Consider the following 26,128-nt stretch of genomic DNA (forward strand, 5'->3'; position numbering starts at 1 on the left):
CGGCGGTGAAGCGCGGTGCGCTGATCACCCTGGCTGCGCTCGTTGGCCTGTTGCTGATCGTTCTGGTGACCCTTTATCTGGTGCTGGGAACCCAGGCGGGTAGTCGTTGGGCGCTGGCCCGTGTGCCCGGACTGACCCTGGAAAACTTCAAGGGCACACTGGGCAGCCACTGGCAGGCAGACTCTTTGATATGGCAGCAAGGCGCGACCCGCGTCGAAGTGCGGGCACCCGAGCTGGCCTGGTCACCCAGTTGCCTGTGGCGCATGACGCTGTGCATCGACACCCTGCACACCGACGCCATTCTTGTGCAACTGCCTGCCAGCCAGGAACCGGCCAGCGACGGGCCGATCACACTGCCTGACCTGCAGTTGCCCGTCGCCATAGAATTGGGTGATGTGCGTATCGGCAGCCTGCAACTCGATGGCGTGCAGCAGCTCAGTGGTTTCGAGCTGGCGGCGCACTGGACCGCCGATGGCCTGAAGATCGATCGCGGGCACTTGCAACGCGATGATCTGGTGCTGGATCTGGACGGCACCTTGCGCCCCGGCGGCCAATGGCCGCTGAACCTCAATGCCCAAATACAGTTGCCCAAGGTTGACGACAAGCCTTGGCAAGTCACCCTGAACGCCACAGGTGATCTGCTCGACACGCTGACCCTGAACGGGCAAAGCTCTGGCTACCTGCCGGCCGCCATAACGGGCACCCTGAAGCCGCTGGCCGAACACTTGCCGGCCCAGCTGCGCATTGTCAGCGAGGCGTTCAAACCCAGCGCCGGGCTGCCTGACACCTTGGCATTCAATCAACTGGAACTGCTCGCCAAAGGCGACCTGCAGGCTGGCTATGCCATCGATGGCCACGCCAGTCTGCCAGCGGAACAATCACCAATGACGTTGGTGCTGGGCGCGCGGGTCGACGCCAAGGGTGCAGTGGTTCAGACCCTGGATATTTCCTCCACGGCACAGGAACAGGTGCGGCTGGCTGGCAGCGTGGATTGGCACGAAGGTCTGGCGGCCAAGGCCACTATCGATTGGCAGGACTTCCCGTGGCACCGCCTGTACCCCGTCATTGCCGAGCCGGACGTGAAAGTCCGGCGTTTCAAAGGCGAGATCGACTATCGAGACGGCAAGTACCTGGGCAACCTCAACGGTGCCTTCGATGGCCCAGCCGGTGCGTTTACCCTGGTGACGCCGTTCAGCGGCGATCTGCAGCAAGTGTTCCTGCCGCAACTGGAACTGGTCGCGGGGCAGGGCAAGGCAGCAGGGCACCTGAACGTCAAGTTCGCCGATGGCGTTGCCTGGGACACGGCTCTGGACCTGAGCGCCATCGATCCTGCCTACTGGGTCGCGCAGATGCCAGGCAGCCTCGCCGGTCCGCTGCGCAGCACCGGCGAGTTCAAGAACGAACAGCTCAAGCTGGATGCCGACCTGGACCTCAAGGGACGCCTGCGCGGGCAGCCTGCGGTGCTCCAGGCCAAGGCGCAGGGCGCCGGGGAGCGCTGGACGCTGGGCAATCTCGACGTACGCCTGGGTGACAACCGTATCCAGGGTCAAGGCAGTCTGCAGCAGCAGATTCAGGCGCGACTCAACATCGATCTGGCCCGTCTGGGCCAGTTGTGGCCCGGGCTGCAAGGCCAACTCAAGGGCCAGCTCGACGCGGCCGGTACCTTGCAGGCGCCCCAGGGCAAGCTCTCGCTGCAGGGGCGTCAGTTGGCACTGGACAGCAACCGTCTGCAGAACCTGACACTGGACGCCGTCCTCGACAAAGCCCAGCGTGGCACCCTTGATTTGACCGCCGCCGGTATCCGCGCCGGTGACACCGACCTGGGCACCCTGACCGGTAAGGCCTCGGGCGATATCAAACGGCAGCAGCTGCAATTGGCGCTCAAGGGGCCGCAACTGGCTTTGGCCACCGCGCTGGACGGCACGCTCGATAAGGGCTTCACCGCGCAAAGCAGTTGGCGCGGGCGGCTGGCCAGCGGTTCGGTCCAGGCCGGTGGCCAGGATTGGCGTCTGCAGGCGCCGGCACGTCTTGAATACCTGGCCGGTGGCCAGGTCAATTTCGGCGCCCACTGCTGGCGCTCGGGATCTGCCAGCCTGTGCGGCGACGACCAGCGCCTCGCGCCGCAGCCGCGACTGCGTTACCACCTCAAGCAGTTTCCGCTGGACAGCCTGGCCCAGTGGCTGCCGAAGGATTTCGCCTGGAAGGGCATGCTCAACGCCGATGTCGCGGTTGACGTCCCTGCCAGCGGCCCGGCCGGTGAGGTCATGATCGACGCGGGCAACGGTACCCTGCGCGTGCGCAACAAAGAGCAATGGGTCGATTTTCCTTACCAGACACTGCGCCTGACCAGTCGCTTGAACCCCAAGCGGATCGATACCGAACTCAACTTCAGGGGCGATCGCCTGGGACAATTGCAGGTCATCACCCAGATCGATCCCATTGCGCAGAGCAAGCCGATCAGCGGCAGCTTCCGCCTGTCCGGGCTCGACCTTTCCATCGCTCGGCCATTCGTGCCCATGGTGGAAACCCTCAAGGGCCAACTCGATGGCAGCGGGCAGATCGCCGGTTCCCTCGTGGCGCCCCAGGTGAACGGCAATGTCACCCTCAGCGGCGGTCAGATCGCCGGCCCGGAATTGCCCACCACCCTCGAGGACTTGCAACTGCAGGCGTTGATCGCGGGTGAAAGCGTGCGCCTGCAGGGCAGTTGGAAAAGCGGCAAGACGGGTCAGGGGACGTTGGGCGGCACGGTCGCCTGGGCCAACGCTCTGGACGTTGACGTGCAGCTCAAGGGCACGCGCTTGCCGATCAACGTCGAACCCTATGCGACGCTCGAAGCGGCTCCGGATCTGAGTATCCAGATGAGTGGCGAAAGGCTCGCCGTGGCCGGCAAGGTGTTCATTCCCAAAGGGGCCATCGTCGTCCGCCAGCTGCCACCGTCCACCGTCAAACTTTCCGATGACGTGGTGATCGTCGGCAATCAGACCGAGCAGGGCAAGACACCCTTGCCCATGGCGATCGATATCGATGTGGAAGTGGGCCAGGAAAAACTCACCTTCAACGGCTTTGGCCTGAGTGCCAATCTGGCCGGTCACGTGCACATCGGCGACAACCTCGACACTCGGGGTGAACTGGCGCTCAACGATGGGCGCTACAACGCCTATGGCCAGCGCCTCACCATACGTCGCGCACGGCTGTTGTTTGCCGGGCCCATCAGCCAGCCGTACCTGGACATTGAAGCGATCCGTACCACCGGCGATGTGATTGCCGGCATCCGCCTGACCGGCAACGCCGAGCAGCCTACCAGCGAGGTGTTTTCGGAACCGACCATGAGCCAGGAGCAGGCGCTGTCGTACCTGGTGCTGGGTCGCCCGCTGGGCAACAGCGGCGAGGACAACAACATGCTCGCCCAGGCGGCGCTCGGCTTGGGCCTGATGGGCAGTTCGGGGGTGACCAGCAAACTGGCGACCGATCTGGGTATCGAAGATTTCCAGCTCGACACTCAGGGCAGCGGCGATGCAACCAGTGTGGTCGCTAGCGGTAATCTGTCGGAGAAACTCAGTCTGCGCTATGGCGTGGGGGTATTCGAGCCGGCCAATACCATTGCCTTGCGCTATCTGCTCAGCAAACGTCTGTATCTGGAAGTGGCCAGTGGCGTGGCCAGCTCACTGGATCTGTTCTACAAGCGCGATTTCTGAGGGGTGAACCTAGGCCCGTGAATGGGCCCGGGGAATGCTCGACTAGCCAAGGGTGCGGCGAATGTTGCCGATCTGGCGCTGGCTCAGTCCGTATTTATGCGCCAGCACACTGCGCGAGGTGCCGTTGCGCGTTTCGTGGTGAATCTGTTGATTGCGCCACTGCCGCAGAAAATGGTCGGCCTTGGGGATTTCCAAGGCCATGCCGGCGAAGCGCTCGATCAGGGCGGCCACCGTTTCGGCTTCAAGCTGCTCGGTCAGGCTGGTGCGTTGCGGGTGCTTGGGAATGTAGCGCGGGCGCCCGCCATACAGTTGCGTCAGTCGATAAGCTTGCTCGACGCCGATGCAGTCGATCAGTACCTGTAATGAGTGGGGGAGTTGCTCGACGTCGATCTGCTGAAGCTGTTGGGTGTTCATGGTGACTTCCTTGTGGCAGCAAATGGCCCATCCGGCCGGCAGCCATTCTTGTCCAGGCGCCTTTGGGGCTCTAGGAGTCAAGGGGTCTCTGGGTGTAGGTAGGTTCCGACAGCTACGTCGGAAACGTTCACCACGAGGCCGCATCGCCATGGCCCGTGATCCGGTTCTTGAACGCCATCCCCTGTTGCGTCCAGGCGTTGTAAAATGCGATTTTCCGCGCACAGAGCTGACTTCGGTTCATGTGCAATCCACGCAAAGGTGTGAGGCCGGATACCCAGGTCGGCCAACACCCCTGTCAGGACCTTTAGATGACCCAAGCTCAACGTATCAAGTATTCCTTGCTGATTGCCCTGCTGGTGCTGCTGGCAATGCTCGGCCTGTCCTACCTGCAGACCCAGGGCGTGATCACTGAAAAAGTCTTTCAATACATCGCCATGGGCATTGCCGTGCTCGTGGTTGTGATCAACGGCGTGATGCGTCGCAAGGTCAAGCGACCGTGAACTAATTTTTCAGCGTGACGCTCCAAGACAGTGCAGCACACACCAATCACTGTTATGGAGTGCCCCATGTTCAAGAAGACTTTGACTGCCGTAGTTGCAACTTCCGCCTTGATGACTGCCGGCCTGGCGCTGGCCGACAAGCCGGGTGCGGGTTGGATCACCATCGAGAAAGCCATCGAAACCGCCAAGTCCAAAGGCTACACCCAGGTCACCAAGATCGAAGCCGACAATGATGGCTACTGGGAAGGCGAAGGTCTCAAGGCTGATGGCGTGACTTACGAGTTCCGCATCGACGGCGTATCGGGCAACGTGCTGCGCGACCAGAAGGACTGATTCGAGCGGGCTTGTCCTGAAGCAGGTGGGTATGGCGTACTAGGACTCCGTTCCGTTCACGCCAGGAAGCCCATGATGCCTGCCAGCGACGCTTCGCAATCGTTGTCCTTCTCCGATCTGACGCAGCTGCTGCGTCAGATCTTCCTGCGTCATGGCACCTCGGTCGAGGTCGCCGACATTCTCGCCCACAACTGTGCAACCGCCCAACGCGACGGTGCCCACAGTCATGGCACATTCCGCATACCCGGTTACCTCTCTACCTTGGCCAGCGGCTGGGTGGACGGCAAGGCGCGCCCCGTGGTCGAGGATGTGGCAAGCGGTTATGTCGCGGTGGATGCCGCAGGGGGCTTTGCGCAGCCGGCGTTGGCCGCTGCGCGAGGGCTGTTGGTGAGCAAGGCACGCGAGGCGGGCATCGCTGTCCTCGCTATCCGCAACTCCCACCATTTCGCCGCGCTCTGGCCGGATGTAGAACCCTTCGCCGCCGAAGGCCTGGTCGCTCTGAGCGTGGTCAACAGCATGACCTGCGTCGTCCCCCACGGCGGTAACAAGCCGTTGTTCGGCACCAATCCCATAGCGTTCGCGGCGCCTTGTGCGGGCAAGGATCCCCTGGTCTTCGACATGGCCACCAGTGCGCTGGCCCACGGGGACGTGCAGATCGCGGCGCGCGCCGGCCATTCGGTGCCCGTGGGTACCGGTGTCGACAAGCACGGGCAGCCCACGACCGATCCGACAGCGATCCTCGAGGGTGGTGCGCTGCTGCCGTTTGGCGGACACAAGGGCTCGGCCTTGTCGATGATGGTCGAGCTGCTCGCCGCAGCGCTCACTGGCGGGAATTTTTCCTTCGAGTTCGACTGGAAGCAACACCCCGGCGCACAAACGCCCTGGACCGGGCAACTGATCATTGTCATCGACCCCAGCAAGAGCGCTGGTCGGGATTTTGCCGTGCGTAGCCGCGAGCTGGTCGAGCGCATGCACGAGGCAGGGCAGATACGGTTGTCGGGTGACAGGCGCTATCGTCAGCGAGCGTTATCGCACACTCAGGGTATTTCGATGCCGGTGCAAGAACTGGAAAGACTGCGGGCGTTGGCGGGGGAGTGAAGCCTGGGCACAAGAGGGCCGCAGCGATCGGCGGCCCGGAGCGGAGGTGAATCAGTTACGACGGCCCAGCAACAGGCCGAGCAGCAAGCCACAGGTCGCCGATGCGGCCACGGTCTGCCACGGATGGCCACCGATGTAGGTCTGCGTGGCCTCGACCACCGGTTTGGCGCGTTCGCGCAGCCCGGCGAGGGAATAGGACACATGTTCGAGTTTGGAGTTGACCTGCGCGCGCACGGTGTCGGCCTCGTTGCTTCCCAGAGAGGCGCTGTCCCTGAGCATTTTTTCCGACTCTTCGATCAGCGCCAACAGCTCGCTGAAGACTTGATCCTTGATTTGATCCTCGGCCGATTGAGCACCTGATTTACGGGCCATTTCACTAACTCCTGGTGTTTATTAAGGCAGTGCAAGATGGAGTCCCAGCGCCCTGGAAAGTTGCATGAAGGGCTTGGGCACGGCGTCTGTTCCTACAGATTTTCATGTATAGGCGTGTAAGATGTCGCCTGTTTTTTCTGCTGACAGGTACCTGCAATGAGCTTCAATCTCGCCAATCGCTCGCTGGCCGAGCGCGCCATGATCGAGGATGAAAAAGCCCGTCTCTACGAGCTGTGGCAAGCCAACCTGGGCAAGGCCAAAGCCGAGGCCGCGCGTCTCATCGGGGAAAAGGCCAAGCGCAAAGGGCGCTGGGCCGAATGGGTGCGGGGCGAGCTGGATGGCATGTCCCCCCCCGAATACGCCAACATGGTCCGCGCCGAAGTGAACAAGCTGATGGCGGCGGCCCGCTGATTCCCCCAGCGTGGTGCATCCCAAGGATTGCTCGGTCCGCGACCCCATCCGCACTCAGTAGCCCGTTGCGGACGGTAGACTCAAGGTACCGCTGTCGCTGAAGCGCACCGTCCCGAACAGCCCCCCGGCAAGCTTGCCGTGCAGGCGGTAGGGCAAGCCGTTCAAGCTCTGCGCCGGGTTCAGGCCCACCGCCTGGCGCAATGCGGTCAGTGCGGACACGCTGACCGGCACCACCAGCACATCCTCCGAATACCGCTCGATACGGCCGTGCTGACTGCTGACGCCGCTGGCCAGCGGACGGCCGTTGACGTCCAGATTCACTGCCACGCCGTCGTACTCGATCGGCGTTTCGTTGGGGTTCTGCAGTCGCAGCTTGATGGCGAAGCGCAGTTCCAGCTCGTGCGCCGGCAAAGGCTCGATACCCACCACGCTGATCGACACCGGATCACGCTGGGGCAACAGCGAACAGCCCACCACGCTGGCCAGCAACGCTACGGTCAAACAACTGCGCAATAAGCGAAACATGGTTCTACAACTCACCGGCCGAGCACGTCGCTCCCTGTCTGCGACCATCATCGTGGCTATCGGTTCGCCGCTCACGCGCAATGCGGGGCAGGGTTGAACACACCTCTGCCATGAGCTGGCTTGATGTGTGCAGATGTTTCAAAGAACTGTTTCCGAGAATCGTTCAAACACAGGGTTCAAGGAAACGGCGCTCCTGCGTGTTCAGCCACATGCCGTGAAAATGTGCTGCCATTGAGTGCCCGCGATTGAGGCATCGGACAAAAAGGTGTGCTTCAACTTGGCGCGCTATCGATGAAGTCGATGGCAAGGCAGCTTTCATATTCACGGCGCCAGATCGCCATTGGGCGCCTATGGTTACCTGCAGGAACGCTCCTTTGCTCATCTCCACTCTCGAGGGCACACCCATGACCGTTTCGCAACTCAAACCCACGCTGGGCACCCTGCACCTGTGGGGCATCGCCGTTGGCCTGGTGATCTCCGGAGAGTACTTTGGCTGGAGCTATGGCTGGGGCAGTGCCGGCACCTTGGGTTTCCTCTGCACGACGCTGATGGTCGCCGTGATGTACACCTGCTTCATTTTCAGCTTCACTGAACTGACCACCGCCATCCCCAACGCGGGCGGGCCCTTTGCCTATAGCCTGCGTGCGTTCGGCCCCACCGGTGGAATGATCGCCGGGCTGGCCACGCTGATCGAATTCGTGTTCGCCCCGCCTGCCATCGCCATGGCCATCGGCGCCTACCTCAATGTGCAGTTTCCAGGGCTCGACCCCAAGTGGGCGGCAGTGGGGGCCTATTGTGTGTTCATGAGCCTGAACATCGTCGGCGTGAGCATCGCGGCGACATTCGAGCTGGTGGTGACCATCCTCGCCGTGTTCGAGCTGTTGGTGTTCATGGGCGTGGTGGCGCCAGCGTTCAGTTTCAGCAATTTCGCCCTGGGCGGGTGGGCCGGGTCGGACACGTTCAGCCTGGGTGCCTTGAGTGGCATGTTCGCAGCGATTCCCTTCGCTATCTGGTTCTTCCTGGCCATCGAAGGCGCGGCCATGGCCGCCGAGGAAGCCAAGGATCCCAAGCGCACCATTCCCCGGGCCTACATCGCCGGCATCCTGACCCTGGTGACCCTGGCCATCAGCGTGATGATCTTCGCCGGTGGCGTGGGTGACTGGCGCGCTCTGGCCAACATCAACGACCCGCTGCCGCAGGCCATGAAAGGGGTAGTGGGCGAGAACTCCAACTGGATGCACATGCTGGTGTGGATCGGCCTGTTCGGGCTGGTCGCCAGTTTCCACGGCATCATCCTGGGCTATTCGCGGCAGTTCTTCGCGCTGGCACGGGCCGGCTTTTTGCCTCCGAGCCTGGCCAAGCTGTCACGTTTCCAGACGCCGCATCGCGCCATCCTCGCCGGTGGCGTGGTGGGCATCGCAGCGATCTTCAGCGATGGCCTGGTCAATCTCCAAGGCCTGACGCTGACCGCAGCGATGATCACCATGGCCGTGTTCGGCGCCATCGTCATGTACATCATGAGCATGCTCAGCCTGTTCAAACTGCGTCGCAGCGAGCCCCAGCTGGAGCGTTCCTTCCGCGCCCCCGGCTATCCGCTGGTGCCGGCCATTGCCCTGCTGCTGGCGCTGGTGTGTCTGGTGGCGATGGTGTGGTTCAATGCCATGATCTGCGGGATCTTCATCGGCCTGATGGCCCTTGGCTCGCTGTTCTGCGTGTTCGTGCGCAGCCGTGGCGACCGCCAACCCGTACTGGCCAGCGAGTGAGGAGGGCAGCATGAGTTTCGTGCACAGCATCGGCGGGCAGACCTGGCGTTTCGACAGCCTCCGGCAGTTGATGGCCAAGGCCAGTCCGGCCCGCTCCGGCGATTACCTGGCCGAGATCGCCGCCGGCAGTGATGCCGAGCGGGCGGCGGCGCAGATGGCGCTGGCCGAGGTGCCGCTCAAGCGCTTTCTGGACGAGGCGCTGATTCCCTATGAAGAAGACGAGGTCACTCGGCTGATCGTCGACACCCATGATGCGCAGGCTTTCGCTGCGGTCAGCCATTTGACCGTGGGCGGCTTCCGCGATTGGCTGCTCGGCGATGCGGCCAGCGAAACCAGCCTGCGCGCGTTGGCGCCAGGCATCACGCCGGAGATGGCCGCGGCTGTCTCGAAGATCATGCGCGTGCAGGACCTGGTCCTGGTGGCGCAGAAGATCCGCGTGGTCACGCGCTTTCGCAACACGGTCGGGCTGCGTGGGCGCATGTCGACACGGTTGCAGCCCAACCACCCCACCGACGATCCGGCCGGCATTGCCGCCAGCGTGCTGGATGGCCTGCTGTACGGCAACGGCGATGCCATGATCGGCATCAACCCGGCCAGCGACAGCTTGAGCGCCATCAGCGAACTGTTGAAGATGCTCGATGGCGTCATCGAGCACTACGGGATCCCGACCCAGTCGTGCGTACTGACCCATGTCACGTCCTCGATCGCGGCGATCGAACGCGGCGTGCCTCTGGACCTGGTGTTCCAGTCCATCGCTGGTACGCAGGCGGCGAACAGCAGTTTCGGCGTCAGCCTGGCGGTGTTGCAGGAAGGCTACGAAGCGGGTCTGAGCCAGAGGCGAGGGACGGTCGGCAACAACCTGATGTACTTCGAGACAGGCCAGGGCAGTGCGTTGTCGGCCAATGCCCACCATGGCGTGGACCAGCAGACCTGTGAAGCGCGGGCCTATGCCGTGGCGCGCCGGTTCGACCCTTTTCTGGTCAACACCGTGGTGGGGTTCATCGGGCCGGAGTATCTGTACAACGGCAAACAGATCATCCGCGCCGGTCTCGAGGATCATTTCTGCGGCAAGCTGATGGGTGTGCCGATGGGCTGCGACATCTGCTACACCAATCATGCCGAGGCCGATCAGGATGACATGGACATGTTGCTGACCCTGCTGGGTGTTGCGGGGATCAATTTCATCATGGGCATTCCGGGCTCCGATGACGTCATGCTGAACTACCAGACTACGTCCTTTCACGACGCCTTGTACGCGCGCAAGACCCTGGGCCTGCGCCCGGCGCCCGAATTCGAGGAATGGCTGGCGCGCATGGACATTCTGCAACAGAAGGATGGCCAGCTCCGTCTCGGCAGCGGTGTGCCACCGTTGTTCGGCAAAGCACTGGGGCGGCTGGGTTGAAGCGCCGGTTTCGTCTGGTCATAGCGATGGGGTGGAAAGTAACTCATGAACGATAAGACGCTGACACAAGGCGATCCCTGGCATGCGTTGCGTGCACTGACACCGGCGCGCATTGCCTTGGGGCGAGCCGGCACCAGTTTGCCCAGCAGTGCCCAATTGGACTTTCAGTACGCCCATGCGCAAGCTCGCGATGCCGTTCACCTGCCGTTCGACCAGGCTGCGCTGGTACAGGCCCGTCCCGAGAGCCTGAGCCTGCACAGCGCGGCGAGTGATCGGCATGTCTATCTGCAGCGTCCGGATCTGGGGCGGCGCCTGGACGAGGCGTCGCTGCAGACCTTGCGTACTTATGCCAACGAGCATGCGACCGGTTTCGACCTGGCGCTGGTGATCGCCGATGGTCTCTCCGCGTTGGCGGTGCATCGGCATGCGCTGCCCATGCTCGAGCGCATCGAGCGGATTGCCGCTGACGAGGGCTGGAGCCTGGCGCCGATCTGCCTGGTGCAGCAAGGCCGTGTGGCGGTGGCCGATGAAGTCGCTCAGGCGTTGGGCGCGCGCATGGTGGTGCTCCTGATTGGCGAACGGCCCGGCCTGAGCTCGCCCGACAGCCTGGGGCTGTATTTCACCTATGCACCGCGGGTGGGGCTGAACGATGCTGCGCGCAATTGCATTTCCAATGTGCGCCTGCAAGGGCTGAGCTACGCCACGGCCGCGCACAAGCTGCAGTACCTGATGCGCGAAGCGCACAAGCGGCAGCTGTCGGGTGTACACCTGAAGGATGAAGCGCTGGTACCCGAGATCGACAATGACACCCCCCAACGCCCCGGCAACTTCCTGCTCCACGATCCCGCGTAGCAGCACCCCCTGTGGGAGCGGGTTCTACCCGCGAATGGTTCACCGCGGTATATGGACATGACCGGGTAGTATCAGGAATACCGCATAGACCGCCGACGCGGCTTGCGCCGCTGCTACAGGGGATCCTGTGGGAGCGGGTTCTACCCGCGAATGGTTCACCGCGGTAGATGGACAAGGCCGGGTTGTATCGGGAATACCGCATAGACCGCCGACGCGGCTTGCGCCGCTGCTACAGGGGATCCTGTGGGAGCGGGTTCTACCCGCGAATGTTCGGCGCGGTAGATGGACATGACCGGGTTGTATCGGGGGATACCGGATAGACCGCCGACGCGGCTCGCGCCGCTGCTACAGGGGATCCTGTGGGAGCGGGTTCTACCCGCGAATGGTTCACTGCGGTAGATGGACAAGGCCGGGTTGTGTCAGGAATACCGCATAGACCGCCGACGCGGCTCGCGCCGCTGCTACAGGGGATCCTGTGGGAGCGGGTTCTACCCGCGAATGGTTCGGCGCGGTATATGGACATGACTGGGTTCTATCAGGAATACCGCATAGACCGCCGACGCGGCTTGCGCCGCTGCTACAGGGGATCCTGTGGGAGCGGGTTCTACCCGCGAATGGTTCGGCGCGGTATATGGACATGACTGGGTTGTATCAGGGATACCGGATAGACCGCCGACGCGGCTTGCGCCGCTGCTACAGGGGGGCGCAGCTGGTTATTGGTCTTGGCGCATTTTGTCGATATGAATCCAGAGGTTTTCATCCTCGTAGGATTCGATCACCAGATTGGCGCCGGCGGATCTGAGGGTCTGCGGGGATTGGCTGGTCGACAGCGCGACAGTGAACAGACCAGCGGCGACTGCGGCCGTCACGCCTGGCACCGAGTCCTCGAAAGCGATGCCAGCCTCGGCCCGGGCACCCAAACGTTGCAAACCGGTTAGGTAGGGCAGTGGATCGGGTTTGGCGCGCTCCAGCTCTTCGGCGACCACCACCTGCGGCAGGCGCTCGGCCAGGCCCAGGGCGTCGAGCATGTGCTCGGCATTGGCGCGCGGAGCGTTGGTCACCACGACCATGCCCAAGCCTTCGCGCTCGGCATGGTCGAGCAGGCGCAGCAGCCCGGCGATGGGCGTCAGCTGCGGGGCGAGGTCGCGAAAGCGTGCTTCCTTGCGATCGGCAAAGGCTTCATGCTCGGCCACCGAGCGGTCCGGGAACAGGTACTGGCACAAGTCGGCGTTGGCCCGGCCACTGGCGTGCAACTGGAACTCTTCATGGGTGAAGTCGCGGCCTTCTTCGGCCAGCAATTGCTGGACAGCGAGCAGGTGCAAGGCGTCGGTTTCGGTCAGAGTGCCATCGAGGTCGAACAGCAAGGCTTCAAGCATGAATCGTCCATTCCATCCCAGGGTTTGCCGCAGTGTAGCAGCCTCGTCCGGCATTCCTATGTCAACCGCGTGCTACTGGGCGGATGGGGCTTGGCAATTATTTAGTGCGATGTTATTTTGCCACCACCTAAAGAGCCGCTTTTTGATGGCTACTCCCTCAGTAAATACCCTCTGAACAACTGGCCAGTCTCTCGCAGGAAGCTCGAGCCTGTCATTCGCGGGAAAGTGTGATGTCGGATAGTGTCCATGCCGCTGCTCAGGCGTTCGTCTCGAGCGATCGGCTTACCTCGTTGCCTGATCGCCGGCAGTTCCTGACTGACCTGGGGCACCTGTTGCTCCAGCACCCGGATGAGTCGCGCTACCTGGTGCTGATCGATGCCATGGACACCGCCTGGGCCCACGACATGACCCTGGCCCTGGGCATGGTCCCGTTCGAGAACCTGCTGTGCTGCATTGCACGCCGTCTGGTGCGTCTGCGGGCAGGCCAGGGGAGGGTGTATCACATCGGCCGCAAGCGCTTTGCCTTCGTACTCGATGCGCAGCAAGGCGATGTCAGCGGCTACCTCGACATTCTGGTGCACGCCCTGCGCTGCACTACCCAGATCGAAGGCATGCCGGTTCGTCCCAGCGTACGCGCGGGCGTCGCGCCTTTCGTGATCAACTTCGAAGCAGTCCGCGATGCCCTGCGCAAGGCCATGTACGCCGCTGAACTGGCCCTGCTCGCAGGTCAGCCGTGGGCGTGGTACGACCCGGTGCGCGACAATGCCTATCGCCGGTCTTTCAAATTGGCTTCCGACGTTACCCAGGCGATGCGTGAGGGCCAGCTGCGCCTGGTGTTCCAGCCACGCTTCGCGCTGCGCGAGGGTGACCAGGTCAGCGCCGAAGCCTTGCTGCGCTGGGAGCACCCACGCCTGGGCCTGGTCTTGCCCGACGAATTCATTCCGGTGCTGGAAAGAAACGCGCTGATCCACAGCGTAACGCGCTGGGTGATCGACGCGGCATTGGCCAAGCTCGCCCAATGGCCGGCCACGCTCCTGACCCGGCTTTCGGTGAACCTCTCGGCGCTGGATTTCGACGGCCACGACATCCCTCAGGTCATCAGCAATGCCTGCCGTACCCATGGTATCGACCCAGAACGCCTGGAAGTGGAGATCACCGAAGGGGAGTGGTTGCGCTCCAATCCACAGGTGCTCAGCCAGCTGGCGGCCATTCGTGACCTGGGGGTGGATGTGGCGATCGATGATTTCGGTACCGGCTACAGCAATTTTTCCTACCTGCACGAGATCCCGGCCAACGTGGTGAAGCTGGACAAGTCGATGATCACTGGCCTGGAACACAGCCCGCGGCATCAGTTGATCGTCCAGGCGGTGCTGGAACTGGCCCGCAAACTGGGCTACCGAACGGTTGCCGAAGGCGTCGAAACCTTCAAGTGCATGCAGGTGATCCGCGCCTTGGGCTGCGATGAGGCCCAGGGCTTCTATTTCGCACGGCCCATGGTCGAACAGGAATTCCTGGGCTGGAGCGGCGCTTCGCGCTTTCCATTGCGCAAATTGCTGGTGCCCACGCCGGAGTGATCGGGACCGTTCGCACCCCCGATGGCATGAAGTGAAAATAGACGCTTTACTGTTCATGCATACAGTAGTAAAAATGCACCCATGAACAGATCACTCCCACTCACCGAAGTTTTTTTCCCACGCTGCCTGACCATGAGGGCAGGGCAGTGATGGGCGCCGTGGTCAGCCTGGAAGGGTTGATCGACCAACGTCGCGTCTGGCGCGGTCGCCAGGAGTCCAGCCCCAGCGGCGTGCAGCCGACCGGGCATGCCGCCCTCGACGCCGTGCTGCCCAGCGGGGGTTGGCCACCGGCAGCGCTCAGTGAAATCCTGCTGGCCGCCAACGGCTGTGGCGAATTGCAGTTGCTCTGGCCGACCTTGGCGCGTTTGAGCCAGGCCGGTGAACGAATCGTGTTGATAGCGCCCCCGTTCATTCCCTACCCCCATGCCTGGATGGCGGCCGGTGTGCGCCTGCAACACCTGAGCGTGCTGCAAGCGCAAGGCCGGGATGCCTTGTGGGCTGCCGAGCAGTGTCTGCGTTCCGGCAGTTGCGCAGCCGTGCTCTGCTGGCCGCAGAACCCCGACGACAAGGCCTTGCGGCGCCTGCAGGTAGCCGCCGAAACCGGCGAAACCCTGGCCTTTGCCTTGCGCGAGCAGCAGGCGGCGCACAACCCGTCGCCTGCTGCCCTGCGGCTGTCGCTGCAAGGGCCTGCCGGGCAAGTGCAGATTCTCAAATGTCGCGGCGGGATACCCCCTGCGATGCCCGTCACCTTCGTCAGTTACGCTTGAGATTGCCATGCTGTGGGCCTGCATTCTGCTGCCGCAACTGGCCCTCGATGCCGTGCTGCGCCAGCGCGACGATCCGCAGCAGCCGCTAGTCCTGGTCACCGGCCCGGTGCAGCGGCGAGTGCTGCAGGCGGTCAACCCGGCGGCGCGGGCCCTGGGTCTCAAACCGGGGCAGTCGCTCACCGCCGCCTACATGCTCAGCCGCGATTTTGCCACCGCACCCTACGATCCGGCGCAGATCGAGCACTGGCAAAGCTTTCTGGCGGCGTGGGCCTATCGGTTCAGCTCCCAGGTCAGCGTGCACTATCCACGTGTATTGCTACTGGAAGTGCAATCGACCATGGGCCTGTTCGGGCCATGGCCGCAATTCGAAGCGCGCTTGCGCGATGAACTGAACGCACTGGGGTTCCGCCATCGCATTACCCTGGCGCCCAATCCGGCTGCGGCGCGGATGCTGGCCAATGCTTATGACGGTTTCGGCGTCGAAGACCCGGATGCCCTGGTCGAGGCCCTTCAGCGCCTGCCGGTGGAACGGGTGGGGCTTGCTGCCGATGACGCCACGGCGCTCAAGCGCATGGGCATGCGTCACCTGGGTGAGGTCTTGTCCTTGCCCAGGGCACAACTGGCCAGGCGCTTCCCAGCCCAGGTGCTCAGCCATCTCGACACACTGCTGGGGCATCGCCCCCTGGCGCTGGAATTCTTCATTCCTCCGGACGTATTCGACCAACGCATCGAGCTCAATTTCGATGTGGAGTCGAACCAGGCCCTGCTCTTTCCCCTGCGACGCCTGATCAACGACCTGGCGGTTTACCTGGCGGGGCGGGACGTGGGGGTGCAGCGTTTTACCCTGCACCTCAAGCATGCGGACGGCGAAGACACGCGGGTCGAGGTGGGCCTGCTCGCCGCCGAACGGGACGCGGCCCTGCTGTTCGAGCTGGCCCGCGGTCGCTTCGAGCATCTGCAGGTGCCACGGCCCGTGCAGGTCGTACGGTTGAGTGCGCTCGACCTGCCGCGCTTCGTGCCCGCCTGCAAGGAGTTGTTCGATCAGCGGCCGCAACAGACCCAGCCTTGGGAGCAGTTGCGCGAACGCTTGCGCGCACGCCTGGGCGACGATGCCCTGCAGGATCTGCGCGCCCATGCCGACCATCGCCCGGAGCGGGCCTGGCGCAACGACGGCCCGTGGATGCCGGCTACCCTGAATCTCGGCGCACAGCGACCGGGATGGTTGCTGGAGCAGGCCGAACCCTTGCCCGCCCATGGCTTGCGCGTGCTGGCCGGGCCTGAGCGCATCGAATCGGGCTGGTGGGACGGTGGCGATGTGCGCCGTGATTACTATCTGGTCGAAACCTCGGCAGGGCAGCGCGGTTGGGCTTATCGCTCGGTGGGTGATGACACCACGTTGTTGTTGCAAGGCTGGTTCGCATGAGCCAGGGCTACGCAGAATTGCACTGCCTCTCCAACTTCAGCTTCCAGCGCGGTGCTTCCAGTGCCCAGGAGCTGTTCGCCAAGGCGGCGGCCTTGGGTTATGAAGCGTTGGCGATCACCGACGAGTGCACCCTGGCCGGTATCGTGCGCGCCTGGCAAGCGGCCCAGGCTCACGGGATGACGCTGATCGTCGGCAGTGAGATGCGCATCGAAAACGGGCCCAAGCTGGTATTGCTGGCGCAGAACCTGGGTGGCTATCAGGCCCTGTGTCGCCTGATCACCCTGGCCCGCCGACGTGCCGACAAAGGCCGGTATCGTCTGCTGCGCGAGGACCTCGACGAGGTCGAACGCGAGGGCCTGCTGGCGTTGTGGATAGCCGATGAGCCTCATGAACTGGCCCACGGTCATTGGCTCAAGGGACGTTTTGCCGATCGCCTGTGGCTGGCCGTGCAATTGCACTGCGGCGCGGACGATCAGCGACGCCTGCGCGGTTTGCTCGATCTGGCAGCGACGCTGGGCCTGCCAGCGGTGGCCTGCGGCGACGTGCACATGCACGCTCGTGGGCGGCGCGCCTTGCAGGACACGATGACCGCGATCCGCCATCACGTACCCGTGGCCGAGGCCGGGCATGTGTTGTTCGCCAACGGCGAGCGGCATCTGCGTGGGTTGCCACAACTGATCGACCTCTATCCGGCGGCGCTGCTTGAGGAAACCCTGCACATAGCCCGGCGCTGCCATTTCGATCTGGGTCAGCTGCGCTATCAGTATCCCCACGAGTTGGTGCCCCAGGGCCATGACGCAGGCTCCTGGCTGCGCCATCTGAGCGCCGAGGGTGCGCGCTGGCGCTGGCCATCGGGGGTGACCGCCGAGGTTCAGGCCCTGCTCGACAAGGAACTGCAACTGATCATCGAACTGGGCTATGAAAGCTACTTTCTGACCGTCCACGACATCGTGCGGTTTGCTCGCGAGCAGCATATCCTTTGCCAGGGGCGCGGCTCGGCGGCCAACTCGGTGGTCTGTTTCGCCTTGGGCATCACCGAGCTGGACCCGCGCGACACGCACATGCTGTTCGAGCGCTTCATCTCCAAGGAGCGCAACGAGCCGCCGGACATCGACGTCGATTTCGAGCACGAGCGGCGCGAGGAAGTCCTGCAGTACGTTTTTCGTCGCTACGGTCGCGACCGCGCCGCGCTGACCGCCGTCGCCAGCAGTTACCGTGGCCCCGGCGCGGTACGCGACGTTGCCCGGGCGCTGGGCCTGCCACCGGACCAGATCACCGCACTGGCCGATTGCTTCGGCCGCTGGAGCGACCACCTGCCCCCGGTCGAGCGATTGGTCGAGGCCGGATTCGACATCGAAAGCCCGGTGCTCAAGCGCGTCATGGCACTGACCGAGCAACTGATCGGTTTCCCTCGTCACCTGTCCCAGCATCCCGGCGGCTTCGTGATTTCCGAGCACCCTTTGCACACCCTGGTGCCGGTCGAGAACGCCGCCATGGCCGAGCGTACGGTGATCCAGTGGGACAAGGATGACCTGGATGCCGTGGGCCTGTTGAAGGTCGACATTCTGGCGCTGGGCATGCTCAGCGCGATTCGTCGCTGTTTCGACCTGGTGCGCGGCTACCGGGGCCTTGATCTGACCCTTTCGACCTTGCCCAAGGAGTGCCCGCAGACCTACGCGATGATCAGCCGGGCCGACACCATCGGTGTCTTCCAGATCGAATCCCGAGCTCAGATGGCGATGCTTCCGCGCCTGCAACCTCGCACGTTCTACGATCTGGTCATCGAGGTGGCCATTGTCCGACCGGGCCCCATCGTTGGCGACATGGTTCACCCGTACCTGCGTCGGCGCAATGGTCAGGAGAAGGTCAGTTACCCCTCTGAAGCCCTCAAAAAGGTTTTCGAGCGGACATTGGGCGTGCCCCTGTTCCAGGAACAGGTGATGGAGCTGGCCATCGTCGCGGCGGGCTACACTCCGGGCGAGGCCGACCAACTGCGGCGCTCCATGGCTGCCTGGAAGCGCCATGGCGGGTTGGAGCCCCACCAGATCCGGCTCACCGAAGGCATGCTGAAAAACGGTTACACCCGCGAGTTCGCCGAACGCATCTTCGAGCAGATCAAGGGCTTTGGCAGCTACGGCTTTCCCGAATCCCATGCCGCCAGCTTCGCCCTGTTGACCTATGCCAGTTGCTGGCTCAAGTGCCATGAACCTGCGGCCTTTGCCTGCGCCTTGATCAACAGCTGGCCCATGGGCTTCTACAGTCCCGACCAGATCCTGCAGGATGCATGTCGCCATCATCTGCAGATCCTGGCCGTGGATGTCTGCCACAGCGACTGGGACTGCAGCCTCGAATCCCGCACCACCGGGCAACCCGCTGTGCGCCTGGGGTTGCGCATGGTCAAGGGGCTGCGCGAAGAGGCTGGGCGTGCGGTGCAGCAGGCTCGCCTGGCCGGGCCGTTTCTGGACGTGACCGATCTGGCCCGCCGCTGTGGGCTGGACAACCGCGCGCTGGAACAGCTGGCCGACGCCAACGCCTTGCTTGGCCTGGTGGGTCACCGACACCAGGCGCGCTGGGATGTGGCCAGTGTCGAGCAGCAGTTGCCCCTGTTTGCCGATGTACCGACTGCTCGCGAGGCCAGCGTGGCCTTGCCGGTACCCAGTGTCGGCGAGGACCTGTATGCCGACTACGCCAGCCTCGGCACCACCCTGGGGCCACACCCGCTGGCCATGCTCCGCGAGCGCCTGCAGGGGTTGCGCTGCCGCAGCTCCCAGGATCTGCAGAGCCTGGCCCACGGTCGTCCGGTTACCGTGGCGGGGTTGGTCACGGGCCGCCAGCGACCGTCGACCGCCACCGGGGTGACCTTCGTTACCCTGGAAGACGAGTTCGGCATGATTAACGTGGTGGTCTGGCGTGACCTGGCCGAGCGTCAGCGGCGCGTGCTGGTGGGGTCGCAGATGATGCAGGTCAAGGGTCGCTTCGAGCACAAGGACGGCGTGCGCCATGTCATTGCCGGGCATATGGCCGATGTCAGCGCCATGCTCCACGGGCTGGATATCCGCAGCCGAGATTTCCGCTAGCCAGGCTGCGCGGGGCAGGCAAATGCAGTATTGTTGTGTCCATTCGTAAAAGCCTGTGCTGTTCAGGCGATCGCCAAAGGGTAGAGGGTGTCATGGGTCACGAAAGCATCAACTGGGACAAACTGGGTTTCGACTACATCAAGACCGATCTGCGCTACCTGTCGCACTGGCGCGACGGTGAATGGGATCAGGGCAACCTGACCGAAGACAATGTGCTGCACATCAGCGAAGGCTCTACCGCACTTCACTATGGGCAGCAGTGCTTCGAGGGCCTCAAGGCCTACCGTTGCAAGGATGGTTCGATCAACCTGTTCCGCCCCGACCAGAACGCTCTGCGCATGCAGCGCAGCTGTGGTCGCCTGTTGATGCCGCAAGTCCCCACCGAGGTGTTCATCGAAGCCTGCCGCAAAGTGGTCGCGGCCAACGAGCGCTTCATTCCGCCCTATGGTTCCGGCGGCGCCCTGTACCTGCGTCCTTTCGTGATCGGCGTGGGTGACAACATCGGCGTGCGCACCGCACCCGAGTTCATCTTCTCGATCTTCTGCATTCCGGTCGGCCCTTACTTCAAGGGCGGCATGAAGCCGCACGATTTCGTCATCTCCGGCTACGATCGCGCTGCGCCCAACGGCACCGGTGCCGCCAAGGTCGGTGGCAACTACGCTGCCAGCCTGATGCCAGGCTCCAACGCCAAGAAGGCCAACTTCGCCGACTGCATCTACCTGGATCCACAGACCCACACCAAGATCGAGGAGGTGGGCTCGGCCAACTTCTTCGCGATCACCCAGAACGACGAGTTCGTGACCCCGAAATCGCCGTCGGTATTGCCTGGCATCACCCGTCTGTCGCTGATCGAACTGGCGCAATCGCGTCTGGGCCTGAAAGTGATCGAAGGTGACGTTCTGATCGATCAGCTCGACCAGTTCAAGGAAGCCGGTGCTTGCGGCACCGCGGCGGTGATCACCCCGATCGGGGGTATCGAATACAAGGACAAGCTGCACGTGTTCTACAGCCAGGAAGAAGTGGGGCCGTTCACCCAGCGCCTGTACAAGGAATTGACCGGTATTCAGGCCGGCGACGTGGAAGCACCCGAGGGTTGGATCGTCAAGGTCTGATGCTTCAGGGCAGGCCGGCAGCTGGCGCTCGGCTTGCCCTGTATCCCGCCGCCGCTCGCTCGAGCGGCAACCGCCTCTTTTTCCAGCCGCATCGCTACGGTCGAAATCCGGCTAGCTCACCCCAACAAGCGTGTCTGAAAGAAAACGCGATCGTACGATGTACGCGCTTTTTCCATGGCCTGTACTTCGCGTCGCTTGTCCGCGCGTATCAGTCCGACAAAGACGATAGCCGCAAGAACGGACAGTGCGCACCAGCCCAGCAGAAAGGTAATCATGGGTCTCTCCTGTTGATCGCCCGCGCAGGGAGAATCCCCTGCCAATGCTGTATCGGCCTGATGGCACAATGCTTTATACCGAATGTCGGATCAGGTCAGCGGGCGCCTTCAGGGAAATCCGCGACGGATGCAACGATAACCTTCCGTCGTACTCTCAATGTAGGACACTTTTCGAGGGCAAGTAACGATGACGACGCCGGACAAGGACTACATCCAATGGCTGGTCGACCAGTCCATGCTGCACACGGCCAAACAGCGCGCCAAGCTGTACGCCGGACAGGCACGGCTGTGGCAGCGACCCTACGCCCAGGCCAGACCTCGGGACGCCTCCGCCATTGCTTCGGTGTGGTTCACTGCCTACCCAGCTTCCATCGTGACCCGCGAAGAGGGCTCGGTGTTGCAGGCCCTGGGTGACGAAACCTTATGGCATGCGCTGTCCGAGATTGGTATTCAGGGCATTCACAACGGCCCGTTGAAGCTCTCCGGTGGCCTGCGCGGACGTGAACGCACGCCCAGCGTGGACGGCAACTTCGACCGCATGAGCTTCGACATCGACCCTGAACTGGGCACCGAAGCCGACATGATCCAGCTCAGCCGTATGGCCGCCGCGCACAACGCCGTGGTCATCGACGATGCGATCCCCTCGCACACCGGTAAAGGCGCGGATTTCCGTCTGGCCGAAATGGCCCATGCGGACTATCCAGGCCTCTACCACATGGTCGAGATCAAGGAGGAGGACTGGGGGCTGTTGCCTGAAGTGCCGGCCGGTCGCGATGCGGTCAACCTGACCCCGGAAGTCTGCGACATCCTCAAGGACAAGCACTACATCGTTGGCCAGTTGCAGCGGGTGATCTTCTTCGAACCGGGCGTCAAGGAAACCGACTGGAGCGCCACCCCGGTGGTGGTCGGCGTGGACGGCAAGCCCCGGCGTTGGGTGTACCTGCACTACTTCAAGGAAGGTCAGCCTTCACTCAATTGGCTGGACCCGACCTTCGCCGCGCAGCAGATGATCATTGGCGATGCCCTGCATTCCATCGACGTGATGGGCGCGCGCATCCTGCGCCTAGACGCCAACGGCTTCCTGGGAGTCGAGCGGCGTGCCGAAGGCCCGGCCTGGTCCGAAAGCCATCCGCTGTCGGTCAACGGCAACCAATTGCTCGGCGGTGCCATTCGCAAGGCCGGGGGTTTCAGCTTTCAGGAGCTGAACCTGACCATCGACGATATCGCCTCCATGTCCCACGGCGGCGCAGACCTGTCCTACGACTTCATCACTCGTCCGGCCTATCAACATGCGCTGCTGCTGGGCAACACCGAGTTCCTGCGGCTGATGCTGCGGCAAGTGCATGCTTTCGGCATCGACCCGGCTTCGCTGATTCACGCCTTGCAGAATCACGACGAGTTGACCCTGGAGCTGGTGCATTTCTGGACCCTGCACGCTCACGATACCTACCTGTATCAAGGCCAGACCTTCCCCGGCAACATTCTGCGCGAGCACATTCGCGAAGAGATGTACGAGCGCCTGGCCGGTGAGCACGCGCCCTACAACCTGAAGTTCGTGACCAACGGGGTTTCCTGCACCACCGCCAGCATCATCACGGCGGCGCTGGGCATTCGTGACCTGGAAGCGATCACCGAGCAGGACATCAAGCAGATCCAGCACATTCACTTGCTGTTGGTGATGTACAACGCCATGCAGCCTGGCGTGTTCGCGCTGTCGGGCTGGGACCTGGTCGGCGCACTGACTCTGCCGGCCGAAGAAGTCGCGCATCTGATGGAAGACGGTGACACGCGCTGGATCCACCGTGGCGCGTACGACTTGGTAGGCCTTGATCCAACCGCAGAGTTCTCCGCCGGGAACATGCCGCGTCCCAAGACCCTGTACGGCAACCTGGTCGATCAACTGCAGCGTCCAGACAGCTTCGCTTCGCAGCTGAAGAAGATTCTGGCGGTGCGGCGTGCCTACGACATTGCGGCCAGCAAGCAGATTCTGATCCCGGACGTGCAGCATCCCGGGCTGTTGCTGATGGTCCATGAACTGCCAGCGGGCAAAGGCACGCAGATCACTGCGCTGAACTTCAGCAACGAGCCGATCGTGGAGACCCTGCATCTGCCAGGCATCGCGGCAGGTCCGGTGGTGGACATCATCAACGAGCGGGTCGAGGGCGATCTGACCGAAGACGGTGAATTCACCATCACTCTGGACCCGTATGAGGGCCTGGCCCTGCGTGTGGTGAGTGCTTCGCCGATCTGATAGGTTGCGGGCGCCGATGCGGACCTCGCATCGGCGCCTGGAAAGCAAAACCCGGAAAGCACTGAGGGGAGCCTAGGCTCCCCTCAAGGTTTTTCTGCATGCTCTGTTTTTATTATTGAGGGGCGACCTGTTGTTGTAGTTGTCGGTCGTGACCCGTACCGCGTGTTGTGCGATCCCCATGCGGGATCAAGAGCAAACGTATTTTTTTGAGCGCTGATCTGCTTTCATCATCGATCCAACCAGTGGGTAGCTACTGAATGTAGTTTTATTGTTCTCTACCTGGCTGCGGGGCAAGCCCCTGAAAAGCCCATCTTCTCCAAAAAAATCTGTTAGCTACGTCTCTGTCGCGTTTGTTCTTGTTATGTCAGAGTCGTTTCGTCTTGTTGTTATTGGTTTGTCGCGTTGTTGTTATTGTTGTACGTAAGCTATAGCAGGGTGCGTGCCAACTTCTGCAATCTCTTTATAATCAATGGCTTAGGATTCCTGCGCAAACGTAGTGCGACAGAGTGACGCAGATTTGTTCCCATGTTACCCGCTTCGCGTTCCCCATCGGCAGGACCGGTAACACTTTGTGTCCGGGTCGCGCACAGGTGACACCCCGACGGCTATGGGCTGATCCACACTTCCACCCGACGATTCTTGATTCGCCCCTCATCGACCTCATTGGTCGCCACCGGCAGTTGCGCACCAAGGCCCTGGATGTCGCGCAGCACCACGCCGGCCTTGACCAGCTCCCGGCGCACCGCCATGGCTCTGAGCCGAGACAGCAACACGGCGCGAGCGGGATCGTCCTTCGCATCGCCAAAACCCACCAGCGTGGTTTTTTTCTGCAGCAAACCATGACGGCCAAGGTAGTCCTGCACCCGAACCACATCGGCCAACGCCTTGTTATCCAGCGTGGCGCTGCCCTCGGCGAAGCGAAAGCTGACCGACAGGCGCAGGCCGTCACGGGCCAGTTGCCGGTAGAGCAGGGGCATGTCGGGCGAAGTCGGGACGCTCATGGCCTTTACCGTTTGCGCCACGAAGCCCTGGCTGGCGACGATGCCCTGGCCCGCTTCGCTCTGGGCGAAGGCGATCAGCGCGTCGGCCCAGGGCGAAGGGCGTGTAGGCGCGCTGTACAGGTAGAGCCGTCGGCTCAGCGGATAGTCCTGGGTTGCGATCAAGCTGACCGTAGGCGCCATGGGCTGGCTGGCACCATCGACGATCGCCAGCGCTCGGGCCTTGCGCACCGAGGCCAGGCCGATGAAACCGATGGCTTGGCGATCGGCACTGACCCGATCCGACAATTGCTCGCTGGATTCCAGCCTCAGCGCGTGGCTGCTCAGTCGGCTGCCATAAGGGCTCAACACCTGGTCGCGGAAAGTCTCCCACGTACCCGAGCGATCGTCCCGGGCCAGTACATGGATCGGCCCACGGCCACCGAGCACGCGCCAGTCGTCGATCTCGCCACTGAACACCTGGGCAAGCTGCTGCGTTGTCAGCTGTCGAAGGGGGTTGTCCGGATGAACGATGACCGCCACGCCATCGATGGCGATCACGTGTTCGGCGGCGAAACTGGTCAGGTCACCCAGAGGCGCCAGTCTGGCACGCTCCAGGTCACTGATCGGTCTGGATGAAGCGGCCAGGTCTGCCTGGCCGCTCAGCAGGCCGTCGAAGCCGGTGCTGGAACCGTGGGCGGCGATGGCAAAGCGCAGCGGTGAACCGTTCGGCTCGTGCGCGGTGATGAGTTGCTCGCCCGGAGCCGGGGTGAACGTCTGGATATCCTGCAGGCCGCGGGCTTCGAGCAGGCCGCGCACCAGGGCTGGGAGCAGCGCCGCACCGAGGGTATTGGAGCCCTGGATGCGCAATGTGTCCGGGCCGGCGAGGGCGCCGCTGCACAGGCTCAGGATGCACAGCATGAAAAACAGACGGTGCATGGCGAATTACCGGGTCGGGAAGCCTCGCAGATTAAGTCAGTCATGTTGCAGAGCGATGACGGCAGTTATTGCTGCGCTCGTCGTTCGCGGCCGATGACCGCTCCTACAGAAGCATCTGACTCACACCTTGCGCTTGACCGAAATCGACGATGCCGCGCTGATCACCAGATCGGCATAGCGCTTGGTATCGCGCTCCGGGACCCAGCGCGAGCGAGAGACCGCCAGGTTCACAGCGCCGATACCGCGGCCGTTGCCATCGACGATGGCCGCCGCGGTGGAAACATCGCCGTAGAAGAACTGGTCTTCGGTGTGCGCATAGCGACGCTGGCGGATCTGCTCGATGCTGGCCCAGATCTGCCCGCGATCGGTGATGGTGGCCGGCGTGTGCTGGACGAACTGGCTGCGGTCGAAGATGTCGTTCACTTCATCGTCACTGTAGGTCGCCAGCAACGCCTGACCGGGCGCCGTGCACCAGGCCGGCAGACGAGTGCCGATGATGACGCTGGCGTTGAACACATGCCGGCTGACGATGCGTTGCACGTAGACGATGTCGGTGCCGTCGAGCACCGTCAGGTTGGTCGCCTCTTCGGTGTCCGCGCTCAACTGTTGCAGATAGGGCGCGGCGCGGGTCACCAGTTCGCTGGACGTCAGGTAGTGATAGGTGAAGTCCAGCAGCCGCGGCGACAGCTCGTACTTCTTGCTGCTGTCCTTGTTCAGATAGCCCAGGGTCGCCAGGGTGTGGGTGAAGCGCTGGGCAGCGCTGAGGTCCATGCCGGTCAGTGCGGCGATGTCTGACAGCGACAACTGGCGCTGGCTGCCATCGAAGGCCATGAGCACTTTCATGGCCTTGTCGACGGACTGCACGTAGAGCGAGGAGGCCGTGGGATCGGCAGGTGGGGTCTTCGGGGTACGGGCCATGAACGCAACACAGTGGTGAAAAAAAACCGATTATCCGGCAGATGCCTGGCACTTTCTATCGCTATTCACTAGAA

Annotated in this window: 21 protein-coding genes; 14 read left to right on the forward strand and 7 right to left on the reverse strand. The window is 62.9% G+C overall.

Annotation, left to right across the window (positions count from 1 at the left end; translation table 11 throughout):
* Positions 1–5 precede the first annotated feature (5 nt).
* The gene (locus ABMD26_RS21725; RefSeq protein ID WP_354311746.1) at positions 6–3,695 is read left to right on the forward strand and encodes a translocation/assembly module TamB domain-containing protein; all 3,690 of its coding nucleotides are present in this window, start codon (positions 6–8) and stop codon (positions 3,693–3,695) included.
* A 42-nt stretch (positions 3,696–3,737) separates the two neighbouring features.
* On the opposite strand, the gene ABMD26_RS21730 is transcribed toward ABMD26_RS21725, so the two are convergent.
* On the reverse strand, positions 3,738–4,109 hold the full coding sequence (locus tag ABMD26_RS21730; RefSeq protein ID WP_122742816.1) for a Mor transcription activator family protein: 372 nt from the start codon (positions 4,107–4,109) through the stop codon (positions 3,738–3,740).
* Between the two features lie 308 nt (positions 4,110–4,417).
* Between ABMD26_RS21730 and ABMD26_RS21735 the strand changes: the two genes are divergently transcribed.
* The 3 genes from ABMD26_RS21735 to ABMD26_RS21745 all read left to right on the forward strand — a co-directional run bounded on the left by ABMD26_RS21735 (position 4,418) and on the right by ABMD26_RS21745 (position 6,040).
* Positions 4,418–4,609: a hypothetical protein gene (locus ABMD26_RS21735; RefSeq protein WP_122742817.1), complete on the forward strand. Its 192-nt coding sequence runs from the start codon at positions 4,418–4,420 to the stop codon at positions 4,607–4,609.
* 66 nt (positions 4,610–4,675) lie between these two features.
* The gene (locus tag ABMD26_RS21740) at positions 4,676–4,942 is read left to right on the forward strand and encodes a PepSY domain-containing protein (RefSeq protein WP_049859484.1); all 267 of its coding nucleotides are present in this window, start codon (positions 4,676–4,678) and stop codon (positions 4,940–4,942) included.
* Between the two features lie 72 nt (positions 4,943–5,014).
* The gene (locus ABMD26_RS21745; RefSeq protein WP_134722442.1) at positions 5,015–6,040 is read left to right on the forward strand and encodes an Ldh family oxidoreductase; all 1,026 of its coding nucleotides are present in this window, start codon (positions 5,015–5,017) and stop codon (positions 6,038–6,040) included.
* A 51-nt stretch (positions 6,041–6,091) separates the two neighbouring features.
* Here the strand turns inward: ABMD26_RS21745 and ABMD26_RS21750 are convergent, their stop codons facing one another.
* The gene (locus ABMD26_RS21750) at positions 6,092–6,412 is read right to left on the reverse strand and encodes an ElaB/YgaM/YqjD family protein (protein ID WP_049859486.1); all 321 of its coding nucleotides are present in this window, start codon (positions 6,410–6,412) and stop codon (positions 6,092–6,094) included.
* 156 nt (positions 6,413–6,568) lie between these two features.
* Here ABMD26_RS21750 and ABMD26_RS21755 point away from each other — a divergent pair, with 156 nt between their 5' ends.
* On the forward strand, positions 6,569–6,823 hold the full coding sequence (locus ABMD26_RS21755) for a hypothetical protein (protein ID WP_049859487.1): 255 nt from the start codon (positions 6,569–6,571) through the stop codon (positions 6,821–6,823).
* A 54-nt stretch (positions 6,824–6,877) separates the two neighbouring features.
* Here the strand turns inward: ABMD26_RS21755 and ABMD26_RS21760 are convergent, their stop codons facing one another.
* Positions 6,878–7,348, reverse strand: coding sequence for an LEA/WHy family protein (locus ABMD26_RS21760; RefSeq protein ID WP_502948328.1), 471 nt, complete (start codon positions 7,346–7,348; stop codon positions 6,878–6,880).
* A 404-nt stretch (positions 7,349–7,752) separates the two neighbouring features.
* Here ABMD26_RS21760 and eat point away from each other — a divergent pair, with 404 nt between their 5' ends.
* Genes eat through eutC form a run of 3 tightly spaced genes read left to right on the forward strand, consistent with a single transcriptional unit; the run spans position 7,753 to position 11,365 of the window.
* Positions 7,753–9,111: an ethanolamine permease gene (eat, locus tag ABMD26_RS21765; protein WP_320522081.1), complete on the forward strand. Its 1,359-nt coding sequence runs from the start codon at positions 7,753–7,755 to the stop codon at positions 9,109–9,111.
* Positions 9,112–9,121: 10 nt separating this feature from the next.
* Positions 9,122–10,513 (forward strand): ethanolamine ammonia-lyase subunit EutB, encoded by a 1,392-nt coding sequence (locus ABMD26_RS21770; RefSeq protein WP_134722438.1) that lies wholly within the window; start codon positions 9,122–9,124, stop codon positions 10,511–10,513.
* 45 nt (positions 10,514–10,558) lie between these two features.
* A complete protein-coding gene (gene eutC / locus ABMD26_RS21775; protein ID WP_134722437.1) occupies positions 10,559–11,365 on the forward strand; it encodes an ethanolamine ammonia-lyase subunit EutC in 807 nt (268 codons plus the stop codon).
* A 713-nt stretch (positions 11,366–12,078) separates the two neighbouring features.
* On the opposite strand, the gene ABMD26_RS21780 is transcribed toward eutC, so the two are convergent.
* Positions 12,079–12,741 (reverse strand): HAD family hydrolase, encoded by a 663-nt coding sequence (locus tag ABMD26_RS21780; RefSeq protein ID WP_354311747.1) that lies wholly within the window; start codon positions 12,739–12,741, stop codon positions 12,079–12,081.
* A 230-nt stretch (positions 12,742–12,971) separates the two neighbouring features.
* On the opposite strand from ABMD26_RS21780, the gene ABMD26_RS21785 reads away from it, so the two are divergent.
* The 5 genes from ABMD26_RS21785 to ABMD26_RS21805 all read left to right on the forward strand — a co-directional run bounded on the left by ABMD26_RS21785 (position 12,972) and on the right by ABMD26_RS21805 (position 20,694).
* Positions 12,972–14,315 (forward strand): putative bifunctional diguanylate cyclase/phosphodiesterase, encoded by a 1,344-nt coding sequence (locus ABMD26_RS21785; protein ID WP_134722436.1) that lies wholly within the window; start codon positions 12,972–12,974, stop codon positions 14,313–14,315.
* Positions 14,316–14,464: 149 nt separating this feature from the next.
* The gene (gene imuA / locus ABMD26_RS21790; RefSeq protein WP_049859494.1) at positions 14,465–15,082 is read left to right on the forward strand and encodes a translesion DNA synthesis-associated protein ImuA; all 618 of its coding nucleotides are present in this window, start codon (positions 14,465–14,467) and stop codon (positions 15,080–15,082) included.
* Positions 15,083–15,089: 7 nt separating this feature from the next.
* Positions 15,090–16,505 (forward strand): Y-family DNA polymerase, encoded by a 1,416-nt coding sequence (locus ABMD26_RS21795; protein ID WP_354311748.1) that lies wholly within the window; start codon positions 15,090–15,092, stop codon positions 16,503–16,505.
* Positions 16,502–19,582 (forward strand): error-prone DNA polymerase, encoded by a 3,081-nt coding sequence (locus tag ABMD26_RS21800; RefSeq protein WP_354311749.1) that lies wholly within the window; start codon positions 16,502–16,504, stop codon positions 19,580–19,582. The genes ABMD26_RS21795 and ABMD26_RS21800 overlap by 4 nt, the downstream gene beginning before the upstream one ends.
* Before the next feature lie 92 nt (positions 19,583–19,674).
* Entirely contained in the window at positions 19,675–20,694 is a 1,020-nt protein-coding gene (locus tag ABMD26_RS21805) for a branched-chain amino acid aminotransferase (RefSeq protein ID WP_090358426.1), read from the forward strand.
* A gap of 116 nt (positions 20,695–20,810) precedes the next feature.
* On the opposite strand, the gene ABMD26_RS21810 is transcribed toward ABMD26_RS21805, so the two are convergent.
* Positions 20,811–20,969, reverse strand: a complete 159-nt coding sequence (locus tag ABMD26_RS21810; RefSeq protein WP_167649305.1) for a hypothetical protein — start codon at positions 20,967–20,969, stop codon at positions 20,811–20,813.
* Positions 20,970–21,156: 187 nt separating this feature from the next.
* Between ABMD26_RS21810 and treS the strand changes: the two genes are divergently transcribed.
* Positions 21,157–23,220, forward strand: a complete 2,064-nt coding sequence (treS, locus tag ABMD26_RS21815) for a maltose alpha-D-glucosyltransferase (protein WP_122742838.1) — start codon at positions 21,157–21,159, stop codon at positions 23,218–23,220.
* Between the two features lie 605 nt (positions 23,221–23,825).
* Here the strand turns inward: treS and ABMD26_RS21820 are convergent.
* Both ABMD26_RS21820 and ABMD26_RS21825 read right to left on the reverse strand, forming a co-directional pair.
* The gene (locus ABMD26_RS21820; RefSeq protein ID WP_502948329.1) at positions 23,826–25,136 is read right to left on the reverse strand and encodes a substrate-binding domain-containing protein; all 1,311 of its coding nucleotides are present in this window, start codon (positions 25,134–25,136) and stop codon (positions 23,826–23,828) included.
* A 120-nt stretch (positions 25,137–25,256) separates the two neighbouring features.
* A complete protein-coding gene (locus ABMD26_RS21825) occupies positions 25,257–26,054 on the reverse strand; it encodes an IclR family transcriptional regulator (protein ID WP_201782759.1) in 798 nt (265 codons plus the stop codon).
* Positions 26,055–26,128: the final 74 nt, after the last annotated feature.

This window comes from Pseudomonas sp. PvP001, assembly GCF_040546375.1.
In the GTDB taxonomy this organism is placed as follows: domain Bacteria; phylum Pseudomonadota; class Gammaproteobacteria; order Pseudomonadales; family Pseudomonadaceae; genus Aquipseudomonas; species Aquipseudomonas coleopterorum.

Bases quoted from the DNA above. Each gene is read 5' to 3' on its own strand.
- ABMD26_RS21730 (WP_122742816.1), bottom strand. From the start codon at position 4,109: ATGAACACCCAACAGCTTCAGCAGATCGACGTCGAGCAACTCCCCCAC.
- ABMD26_RS21735 (WP_122742817.1), top strand. From the start codon at position 4,418: ATGACCCAAGCTCAACGTATCAAGTATTCCTTGCTGATTGCCCTGCTG.
- ABMD26_RS21740 (WP_049859484.1), top strand. From the start codon at position 4,676: ATGTTCAAGAAGACTTTGACTGCCGTAGTTGCAACTTCCGCCTTGATG.
- ABMD26_RS21745 (WP_134722442.1), top strand. From the start codon at position 5,015: ATGATGCCTGCCAGCGACGCTTCGCAATCGTTGTCCTTCTCCGATCTG.
- ABMD26_RS21750 (WP_049859486.1), bottom strand. From the start codon at position 6,412: ATGGCCCGTAAATCAGGTGCTCAATCGGCCGAGGATCAAATCAAGGAT.
- ABMD26_RS21755 (WP_049859487.1), top strand. From the start codon at position 6,569: ATGAGCTTCAATCTCGCCAATCGCTCGCTGGCCGAGCGCGCCATGATC.
- ABMD26_RS21760 (WP_502948328.1), bottom strand. From the start codon at position 7,348: ATGTTTCGCTTATTGCGCAGTTGTTTGACCGTAGCGTTGCTGGCCAGC.
- eat (WP_320522081.1), top strand. From the start codon at position 7,753: ATGACCGTTTCGCAACTCAAACCCACGCTGGGCACCCTGCACCTGTGG.
- ABMD26_RS21770 (WP_134722438.1), top strand. From the start codon at position 9,122: ATGAGTTTCGTGCACAGCATCGGCGGGCAGACCTGGCGTTTCGACAGC.
- eutC (WP_134722437.1), top strand. From the start codon at position 10,559: ATGAACGATAAGACGCTGACACAAGGCGATCCCTGGCATGCGTTGCGT.
- ABMD26_RS21780 (WP_354311747.1), bottom strand. From the start codon at position 12,741: ATGCTTGAAGCCTTGCTGTTCGACCTCGATGGCACTCTGACCGAAACC.
- ABMD26_RS21785 (WP_134722436.1), top strand. From the start codon at position 12,972: ATGTCGGATAGTGTCCATGCCGCTGCTCAGGCGTTCGTCTCGAGCGAT.
- imuA (WP_049859494.1), top strand. From the start codon at position 14,465: ATGGGCGCCGTGGTCAGCCTGGAAGGGTTGATCGACCAACGTCGCGTC.
- ABMD26_RS21795 (WP_354311748.1), top strand. From the start codon at position 15,090: ATGCTGTGGGCCTGCATTCTGCTGCCGCAACTGGCCCTCGATGCCGTG.
- ABMD26_RS21800 (WP_354311749.1), top strand. From the start codon at position 16,502: ATGAGCCAGGGCTACGCAGAATTGCACTGCCTCTCCAACTTCAGCTTC.
- ABMD26_RS21805 (WP_090358426.1), top strand. From the start codon at position 19,675: ATGGGTCACGAAAGCATCAACTGGGACAAACTGGGTTTCGACTACATC.
- ABMD26_RS21810 (WP_167649305.1), bottom strand. From the start codon at position 20,969: ATGATTACCTTTCTGCTGGGCTGGTGCGCACTGTCCGTTCTTGCGGCT.
- treS (WP_122742838.1), top strand. From the start codon at position 21,157: ATGACGACGCCGGACAAGGACTACATCCAATGGCTGGTCGACCAGTCC.
- ABMD26_RS21820 (WP_502948329.1), bottom strand. From the start codon at position 25,136: ATGCACCGTCTGTTTTTCATGCTGTGCATCCTGAGCCTGTGCAGCGGC.
- ABMD26_RS21825 (WP_201782759.1), bottom strand. From the start codon at position 26,054: ATGGCCCGTACCCCGAAGACCCCACCTGCCGATCCCACGGCCTCCTCG.